Raw genomic sequence first — 8,664 nt, 5'->3', positions numbered from 1 at the left:
TCCTTTGGCGGCGGAGCGCTGGTCTGATGGAGGAGGTCCCCGGATTTGCAGCACCCGTTCATCGCGCGCTCACCGAGCACATCTTGCTCGGCGGCGCACCGCGCGCGGTCGCAATTCTCAATGGCACACTCGCAGCAGCTCTTGGTCTCGGCCTGCGGCTGTGGATCGCCGGTCTCTTGCTCGGGATCCTCGGTCAGGCCGCCGCCATCTGGGCCGCCAGGCGCGATCCACTGTTCGTCGACGTCGTGCGCCGCCATCTGCGCATCCCCGGCCACCTTTCCGTTTGAGGCACGCGCATGATGAATCTCACCGAGTATCGCAGGTCCCAGTCGCATCTGGCGGATTTCCTGCCTTGGGCCGCTTTGGTCGACGAGGGCATCGTCCTCAACAAGGATGGCTCGTTTCAGCGCACGGCGAAGTTTCGGGGGCCGGATCTGGATTCCGCGGTGCCGGCGGAACTAGTCGGCGTCGCCGGCCGGCTGAACAACGCCTTGCGGCGGCTTGGCTCCGGCTGGGCTGTTTTCGTCGAAGCGCAGCGCCACCCTGCCAGCCAATATCCGCAAGGATATTTTCCAGACGTGGCGTCAGCCCTGGTCGACGTCGAGCGCCGCGCCCAATTCGAGGAGGAGGGGGCGCATTACGAGTCCAACTACTTCCTGACCTTTCTCTATTTGCCGCCGCCAGAAGACACCGCGCGCGCGGAAGGGTTTTTCTACGAGGGACGCGATCGCAGCAGAGATCAGGATGCCCGCCAAGTGCAACGTGGATTCGTCGACCGGACCGACCGCGTGCTTGGGCTTGTCGAAGGCTTTATGCCCGAACTCAGATGGCTCGATGATGAGGAAACGCTGACCTATCTGCATTCGACCGTCTCGACCAAACGTCAGCGCGTCCGCGTGCCGGAGATACCGATGTATCTCGACGCCGTCTTGGCCGACCAGCCCCTGGCCGGTGGGTTGGAGCCGATGCTCGGCACTTCCCATCTGCGCGTGCTGACCGTTGTCGGGTTCCCGACCGTCACGACCCCCGGGATTCTGGACGAACTCAACCGGTTGGCCTTCCCATACCGCTGGTCGACCCGTGCGATCATGCTCGACAAGTCTGATGCAACGAGGTTGCTGACCAAAATCCGGCGGCAATGGTTTGCCAAGCGTAAATCGGTCGCCGCGATCCTGAAGGAGGTGATGACCAACGAAGCCTCGAGCCTGCTCGACACCGACGCCCATAACAAGGCCATGGATGCTGACGCGGCCCTTCAGGAACTCGGATCCGACGCGATTGGTCAAGCCTACGTTACCGCCACCGTAACCGTGTGGGATGACGATATCAGCGTCGCCGACGAAAAGCTCCGTCTCGTCGAGAAAGTCATTCAGGGACGCGATTTCACCTGCATGGCGGAGAGCGTCAACGCGGTGGAGGCGTGGCTGGGGTCGCTGCCTGGCCATGCCTACGCCAACGTCCGGCAGCTGCCGGTCTCGACGCTCAATCTCGCGCACATGATCCCGCTCTCCGCCGTCTGGGCAGGCTCTGCCCGAGACGAGCATTTGGGCGCGCCGCCGCTGTTCCTGGGCAAGACCGAGGGCGCAACGCCGTTTCGATTTTCGCTCCATGTCGGCGATGTCGGCCACACCCTCGTCGTCGGCCCGACCGGCGCGGGCAAGTCGGTATTGCTGGCGCTGATGGCGCTGCAATTCCGACGCTATCCGCGCAATCAGATTTTTGCTTTCGATTTCGGCGGCTCGATCCGCGCCGCGGCGCTTGCGATTGGAGCGGACTGGCATGATCTCGGCGGCGATTTGACCGACGGCGCTCAGGCGTCCGTCTCGCTGCAGCCGCTGGCGCGTATTCAAGACGTTCCCGAGCGCGCCTGGGCCGCAGATTGGATCGTCAATATCCTGACGCGCGAGGGCGTCACCATCACGCCAGAGGTTAGGGAATATCTCTGGTCGGCGTTGACCTCGCTCGCCTCAGCGCCGGTTACGGAACGCACGCTCACCGGCCTGTCCGTATTGCTGCAATCCCAAGACCTCAAGCGCGCGCTGCAATCCTATTGCATCGGTGGGCCCTCAGGGCGGCTGCTCGACGCCGAGACCGAGCGGCTTGGCGATGCCTCGGTGCAAGTGTTCGAGACGGAGGGGCTGATTGGCACCGGAGCCGCGCCTGCCGTGCTCGCCTATCTCTTTCATCGTATAGAGCAACGCCTCGACGGCCGGCCGACGCTGCTGATCATCGACGAAGGTTGGCTGGCGCTGGACGACGAGGGTTATGCCGGCCAGGTGCGGGAGTGGCTGAAAACGCTGCGGAAGAAGAACGCCTCCGTCGTCTTCGCCACGCAATCGCTGTCCGATATTGACGGTTCGCACATCGCGCCCGCCATCATCGAGAGCTGCCCGACGCGACTGTTGTTGCCGAACGAGCGCGCGATCGAGCCGCAGATCTCAGCCATCTATCGCCGGTTCGGGCTCAACGACCGTCAGATCGAGATTTTGACGCGCGCCACGCCAAAGCGCGATTATTACTGCCAATCGCGCCGCGGCGACCGGCTGTTCGAGCTCGGCCTTGGCGAGGTCGCGCTCGCCTTCTGCGCGGCGTCCTCCAGGACCGATCAGGCCACGATCACTGGCGCGCTCGCCGAACACGGCCGCGACGGCTTTGTGGCCGCCTGGCTGCGCCTGCGTGGCGCGGGCTGGGCAGCCGATCTCATCCCCGGCCTTCGCAACCTGGAGATATCTTCATGACAAAACTCCGTCATCTGGCGGCGGCGAGCACGGTCGCGTTGTGGCTTACCGCCGCACCGCCGCTCTCCGTGTCTGTGTTGGCACAGGCAATCGTGTTCGACCTCCAAAACTATGCGCAGAACGTCTTGATCGCGGCACGTGAGCTGCAGCAGATCAATAACCAGATCGCCGCGCTGCAAAATCAGCGCGAGAGCCTGATCAACCAGGCGCGCAATCTCGCGAGCCTGCCATACTCTTCGCTGCAACAGCTTCAGTCCTCGATCCAGCGCACGCAACAGCTGCTCGCGCAAGCCGAGAGGATCGCCTTCAACGTTCGTGAGATCGATCATGCCTTTCAGACCACGTACGGCAGCGCCAACGCCAGCCAGTCCAGTCAGACCCTGATCGCCTACGCGCAAGCGCGTTGGCAGAACTCCGTCGCGGCCCTGCAGGATGCGCTGCGTGTGCAAGCTGGCGTCGTCGGCAACCTCGACACCAACCGCACACAGATGTCGGCCTTGGTGACGTCGAGTCAGGCGGCAACCGGCGGCCTTGCGGCAACGCAAGCCGGCAACCAGCTTCTCGCCCTGCAGGCACAGCAACTCGCCGACCTCACCGCAACCGTGGTTGCCCAGGGCCGGGCGCAGTCGCTTCAGGCCGCGCAGCAGGCCGCAGCGCAAGACCAGGGCAGGGAGCAGCTCCGCCGCTTTCTTACCCCTGGCACCGGCTATCAATCGACCAATGTGACGATGTTTCATCGATGAGCGTGCGCAGCAGAATAGATCGACTGTCAATGGTGGCAGGCGTCGCGGCGATGGTTCTGGTCGTCGCGGCCTGCGCCATCAAACTCCGTGACGACGAAAGGCAAATCTCGTCTGCATCTTCAGCGTCTCCAGATGCATATCCGCTGACGGCCGAACTGGCGCGCTGCCGGAGGGTGATGCCAGAGCAAACGGACGCGCTTGAGGCGTGTCGGCGTGTTTGGGCCGAGCACCGCCGGCAATTCCTCGGGCATAGCAAAACTCCAGCTCCAACGGCACATCCGAACGACAACGCGCCGAATCGTCAATCGCCGGCGCCCGCGCTGCGAAACGAAATGAGTCGCCTGCCACAGGGATGGCCGCCGATCTCTCCCAGGGAAAGCGAGTGAGCGCATGGGTGGGACCAGCGTCATCGACCGCTTTTTGGGGGTTTTTACCCAATATATCGACAGCGGATTCGGGCTGCTACAGCCCGAAGTGGCCTTCGTCGCCACCACGCTGATCGCGATCGACATCACGCTGGCGGCGCTGTTCTGGTCGTGGGGCGGCGACGACGACATCATCGCGCGGCTGGTGAAGAAGACGCTGTTCGTCGGCGTCTTCGCCTATCTCATCGGCAACTGGAACAATCTCGCCCGCATCATCTTCGAGAGCTTTTCCGGCCTCGGCCTGAAAGCCGCCGGCTCCGGTCTGTCGGCCGCCGACTTCCTGCGCCCCGGCCGCGTCGCCCAGGTCGGGCTCGACGCCGGCCGGCCGCTGCTCGATTCGATTTCCGGGCTGATGGGTTACATCTCCTTCTTCGAAAACTTCATCCAGATCATGGTGCTGCTGTTCGCCTGGCTGGTGGTGCTATCAGCCTTCTTCATCCTGGCAATCCAGCTCTTCGTCACCCTGATCGAATTCAAGCTGACGACACTCGCGGGTTTCGCGCTCATTCCGTTCGGCCTGTTCGGCAAATCCGCGTTCATGGCCGAGCGCGTGCTCGGCAATGTCATCTCATCCGGCATCAAGGTGCTGGTGCTTGCCGTCATCGTCGGCATCGGCTCGACGCTGTTTTCACAGTTCACCACGGGGACGGCCGGCACCCCGCCATCGATCGACGACGCCATGGCGATCGTGCTTGCCGCGCTCTCGCTGCTCGGCTTAAGCATTTTCGGACCTGGCATTGCCAATGGCCTTGTGTCCGGTGGACCGCAACTCGGTGCCGGCGCCGCTGTCGGCGCGGCAGCGGCCGGTGGTGGCGTCGCAGCAGTCGGATTGGCTGGCGCCGGTATGGCGGCGGGCGGACTTGCCGCGGCCGGTGGCATGGCCGCCGGAGCCGCTCGCGGCAGTGCCGCGCTCGCCGGCGGCGCTACCGCAGCCTATCGCGCCGGCGGCGCATCCGGTGTCGTGAAGAGTGGCCTTTGGAAAGGGGCTGATGCCGCGATGAGCCCGCTGCGCCGTGCCGCCAGCAGCCTCAAGAGCAGTTTTGAGGCCGGGGGCAGGGGCGCGACAGGCGAGGGGAGCATGGCAGGCTCCGACGCCGCTGCATCGTCAGCCGTAGCAACTGCCAGCAATCCGCCCGCCTGGGCGCGCCGCATGAAGCGCGCGCAAACCATCAACCATGGGACCTCGACCGCGGCGCATGCCGTTCGCTCCGGCGATCACGGTGGTGGCGGCGCGTCTGTTGACCTGTCTGAGGGGGAATAGTGCATGTTTCGAAGACCATCGGTCCGCTATGGCCGCACGCCCCAACCCGAGACGCCCTACCAGAAGGCGGCACAGGTCTGGGACGAACGTATCGGCTCAGCGCGGGTCCAGGCCAGGAACTGGCGGCTGATGGCGTTCGGTTCGCTGATCCTGTCGGCGGGTTTGGCGCTCGGTCTCCTCTCGCAGTCATTGCGCGGCACCGTTACGCCCTGGGTCGTGCAGGTCGACCGCCTCGGTCAGGCGCAAGCAGTCGCGCCCGCGACATCGGACTATCAGCCGACCGAAGCGCAGATCGCCTATCACCTCGCACGCTTCATCGAGGATATCAGGGGATTGCCAGTCGATCCGGTTCTGCTGCGCCAGCAATGGCTGCGCGCCTACGACTTCACCACCGATCGCGGCGCCACCGCCCTCAACGATTTCGCCCTCAGCAGCGACCCCTTCGCCAATCTCGGCAAAATCCAGATCTCGATCGAGGTCTCCAGCGTCATCCGCGCCTCGCCGCAGTCCTTTCGCGTCGCCTGGATCCAGCGCACTTACGAGAATGGCTCGCTCGCCACGACGGAGCGATGGACCGCGATTCTGACCATCGTGACTCAAACCCCGCACGACGCCGATCGTTTGCGGAAAAATCCTCTCGGAATCTACGTCAACGCCATCAACTGGTCGAGGGAACTCGGACAATGACACCGCCTTTCCGAGGAATCACGGTCCCGGCTTCGCGTCAATTTAGCCATACATCCTTCGGTCAATCCGCGTTGGCGCTTCTGTTGATGGCTACGTCCATGCTTGGCGGCTGCTCGCATTTGCAAAAACCGCCAGAGATTGCGCTCGACGATCCCGCGGAGCCCGCCGTGCTGCTCGCCGATCCGCCGGCGCGGGTCGAGGTCGTGGAGCTGCCGAAGCCGCTGCCGCTGCCCGGGCAGTTGAAGCCGTTGCCCCGCGGTAAATCCACGCCCGAGGCAGCGGACCCCGCGGCACGCGTCAACCAGGCCAATGCCGCCGCCCGCGTCCAGCCGGTGCGCAACGGATTTATCAACGCGGTACAGGTCTATCCATTCACCGGCGGCGCGCTCTATCAGGTCTATGCCGCGCCCGGCCAGATCACCGACGTTGCGCTCCAGGCCGGCGAGCAACTCAGTGGCTCCGGCCCCGTCGCAGCCGGCGATACCGTACGCTGGATCATCGGTGACACCGAGAGCGGAACCGGCGCTGCCAAGAAGGTTCACATCCTGATCAAGCCGACCCGCCCCGATCTCGTCACCAACCTCGTCATCAACACCGATCGGCGGACCTATTTGCTCGAACTGCGCTCGACCGAGAAGACCTACATGGCCTCGGTGTCCTGGCAGTATCCCGACGACCAGCTCATTGCACTTCGCCGTCAGAACGTGGCGGCTGCGACCGCGGCGCCGATCGACGCCGGCATCGATATCTCAAAACTGCGCTTCCGCTATGTCATCACCGGCGATAATCCGCCGTGGCGGCCGCTTTCCGCCTTCGATGACGGATCCAAGGTCTATATCGAGATGCCGCGCGGGATTGCGCAGGGCGAAGCGCCGCCGCTGTTCGTGATTGGTCCGGAAGGCGACGGCCAGCTCGTCAATTACCGGATGCGGCAAAACTACTACATCGTCGACCGGCTGTTCGGCGCCGCCGAACTGCGGCTTGGTGGCGAGCATCAGCAGGCCGTTCGTATCTCTCGCACCGACGGGAGGCTGCGGTGAGCGACGAGCGACAGGAGAACGCAGCACCCGATCCAATCAGGCCCGGCGACCCCGCCGCCGCGCTGCGGCTGCGGCCGCCGCGCCCGAGCGTGACGCGGCTGTCGCGCAAGGTGCTGACAGGTGGTGCCGCGATCGCGCTCGTCGCTATGTCCGGCGCCGTATTCTGGGCCTTGCAGAACAGTCGCCATCGTAACGCCGCGCCCGAAGAACTTTACAGCACCGATCACCGCACCACGGCGGATGGATTGGCCGGCTTGCCGCGCGATTATGCCGGAATCCCGCGGCAAGCGCCGCCGCTGGGTCCACCTCTGCCCGGCGACCTCGGCCGCCCCATGCTCAACGCCGGCGCCGTGCCGAACACGGTTATTCCGGCTGGGCCCGCGGTCGATCCGGAGGCACAGCGGCGTGCGCAGGAGATCGAGGCGGCGCGGTTGAGCCGGCTGTTCGCATCGACCAATATCCGGGAACTGCCTTCGATAACACCGACATCGCCATCGGCGTCAACACCTGACGCCAGCGCCGCGACGAATTCCCTCACTCAGCCACCGACCGACACGGCCTTCGCGCAGAACGGCCAGGACAGAAAACTCGCATTCGTCAACGCTTCAGCCGATGGTCGAACGACCAGTGCAGCCAGGTTGGTGCCGCCGGCATCGCGCTACGTGGTGCAGGCCGGCACTGTCATATCAGGAGCGCTGATCACCGGTATCCGCTCCGATCTGCCGGGCCAGATCACCGCCCAGGTATCAGAGAACGTTTATGATACCCCGACCGGCAAGTATCTTCTCGTCCCGCAGGGTGCGCGCCTGATCGGCCAGTACGACAGTCAGGTCGCCTTCGGGCAGTCGCGCGTGCTGCTGGTCTGGACCCGGCTTCTCATGCCGAACGGTACGTCGATTGTGCTGGAACGCCAGCCCGGCGCCGACACATCAGGCTATTCCGGGCTTGAGGACGAGGTCGATAACCATTGGGCTGGGCTGTTGAAGGCAGCGCTGCTCTCGACCCTGCTCAGCGTCGTATCGGAAGCCGGTACGACCGGTAATCAGAACGATCTCGTCCAGGCGATCCGGCGCGGCGGCTCGCAGAGCTTTAACCAGGTCGGGCAGCGGGTCGTGAGCCGCAACCTGGATATTCAGCCGACGCTGACGATTCGGCCGGGATTTCCGGTGCGTGTGGTCGTCAGTCGCGACCTCGTGCTAGCACCCTACAACCAGGAGGTACCGCGATGACAAAGCTCAAGCTCTGGCCGCTTATCGATGACAAACCGGTCAAGCTCACCATCGAATTGCCTGCATCTGTTCATCGCGATCTCGTCGCGTATGGAGCACAGCTGGCGCGAATCGCGGGCGCCGCAAAGCCGTTAGAGCCGGTCCAACTGATCGCGCCGATGCTGGAACGGTTTATGGCGACAGATCGGGTCTTTGCAAAGGCGCGGCGGTTGTCGTCATCGACTTCCGGTTGACAAGCCCTGGGATTTCCGTTGCGCAAGCGCGAGAAGATGAAGCAGCGTCTGACTGCGGTTGTGCGGCGACCAGAGGGCGCTGAAGGTGATTGGTTCAGGCTCGTCGAGAATAGGCCGGAATACGACGCCAGGAAAAGCCGCTTGCGCTGCCGCTTCACTGGTCAACGTGATGCCATAGCCTTGTGCGACCATCGACATCAGCGTGTCCCGTTCAACATCAAAGCGCTGAATGCGAAGTTGGCCCCAGTTCCCAGCGAGGCGCAGCACGATATGGTCGTGCGCCTGTGGCCCGGCGCCGCCGGAGCGAG

At 64.2% G+C, this 8,664-nt stretch carries 9 protein-coding genes and 1 pseudogene; 9 read left to right on the top strand and 1 reads right to left on the bottom strand.

The annotated features are described in order from the left end of the window. The first annotated feature begins 26 nt into the window (after window positions 1–26). The 9 genes from ACT4OC_RS32125 to ACT4OC_RS32085 are packed head-to-tail and all read left to right on the top strand — an operon-like array spanning window position 27 to window position 8,356. Window positions 27–287, top strand: coding sequence for a VirB3 family type IV secretion system protein (locus ACT4OC_RS32125; RefSeq protein ID WP_444843091.1), 261 nt, complete (start codon window positions 27–29; stop codon window positions 285–287). A gap of 9 nt (window positions 288–296) precedes the next feature. Next, window positions 297–2,738, top strand: a complete 2,442-nt coding sequence (trbE, locus tag ACT4OC_RS32120) for a conjugal transfer protein TrbE (protein ID WP_444843089.1) — start codon at window positions 297–299, stop codon at window positions 2,736–2,738. Further along, window positions 2,735–3,481: a P-type conjugative transfer protein TrbJ gene (gene trbJ, locus ACT4OC_RS32115; protein ID WP_444843088.1), complete on the top strand. Its 747-nt coding sequence runs from the start codon at window positions 2,735–2,737 to the stop codon at window positions 3,479–3,481. The genes trbE and trbJ overlap by 4 nt, the downstream gene beginning before the upstream one ends. Continuing rightward, window positions 3,478–3,867, top strand: coding sequence for a putative entry exclusion protein TrbK-alt (gene trbK-alt / locus ACT4OC_RS32110; RefSeq protein WP_444843087.1), 390 nt, complete (start codon window positions 3,478–3,480; stop codon window positions 3,865–3,867). Before trbJ ends, trbK-alt begins: the two co-directional genes overlap by 4 nt. A gap of 4 nt (window positions 3,868–3,871) precedes the next feature. Further along, window positions 3,872–5,167 (top strand): P-type conjugative transfer protein TrbL, encoded by a 1,296-nt coding sequence (gene trbL / locus ACT4OC_RS32105; RefSeq protein ID WP_444843086.1) that lies wholly within the window; start codon window positions 3,872–3,874, stop codon window positions 5,165–5,167. Window positions 5,168–5,170: 3 nt separating this feature from the next. Beyond that, complete coding sequence (gene trbF / locus ACT4OC_RS32100) at window positions 5,171–5,854, top strand: conjugal transfer protein TrbF (protein ID WP_444843085.1); 684 nt, start codon at window positions 5,171–5,173, stop codon at window positions 5,852–5,854. After that, window positions 5,851–6,894 (top strand): P-type conjugative transfer protein TrbG, encoded by a 1,044-nt coding sequence (gene trbG / locus ACT4OC_RS32095; protein WP_444843090.1) that lies wholly within the window; start codon window positions 5,851–5,853, stop codon window positions 6,892–6,894. Before trbF ends, trbG begins: the two co-directional genes overlap by 4 nt. Further along, on the top strand, window positions 6,891–8,123 hold the full coding sequence (locus ACT4OC_RS32090; RefSeq protein WP_444843084.1) for a TrbI/VirB10 family protein: 1,233 nt from the start codon (window positions 6,891–6,893) through the stop codon (window positions 8,121–8,123). The genes trbG and ACT4OC_RS32090 overlap by 4 nt, the downstream gene beginning before the upstream one ends. Then, window positions 8,120–8,356, top strand: a complete 237-nt coding sequence (locus ACT4OC_RS32085; protein WP_444843083.1) for a DUF2274 domain-containing protein — start codon at window positions 8,120–8,122, stop codon at window positions 8,354–8,356. The genes ACT4OC_RS32090 and ACT4OC_RS32085 overlap by 4 nt, the downstream gene beginning before the upstream one ends. Here ACT4OC_RS32085 and ACT4OC_RS32080 read toward each other — a convergent pair. After that, a pseudogene (locus ACT4OC_RS32080) lies at window positions 8,339–8,664 on the bottom strand (LysR family transcriptional regulator); the annotation flags it as partial. The gene ACT4OC_RS32085 and the pseudogene ACT4OC_RS32080 sit on opposite strands and share 18 nt — an antisense overlap.

Origin of the sequence: Bradyrhizobium sp., from assembly GCF_052389815.1 — a bacterium.
Taxonomy (GTDB): Bacteria; Pseudomonadota; Alphaproteobacteria; order Rhizobiales; family Xanthobacteraceae; genus Bradyrhizobium.
The sequence above is the reverse complement of the archived record's forward strand: the minus strand, read 5'-3'. Positions and strand labels throughout refer to the sequence as shown.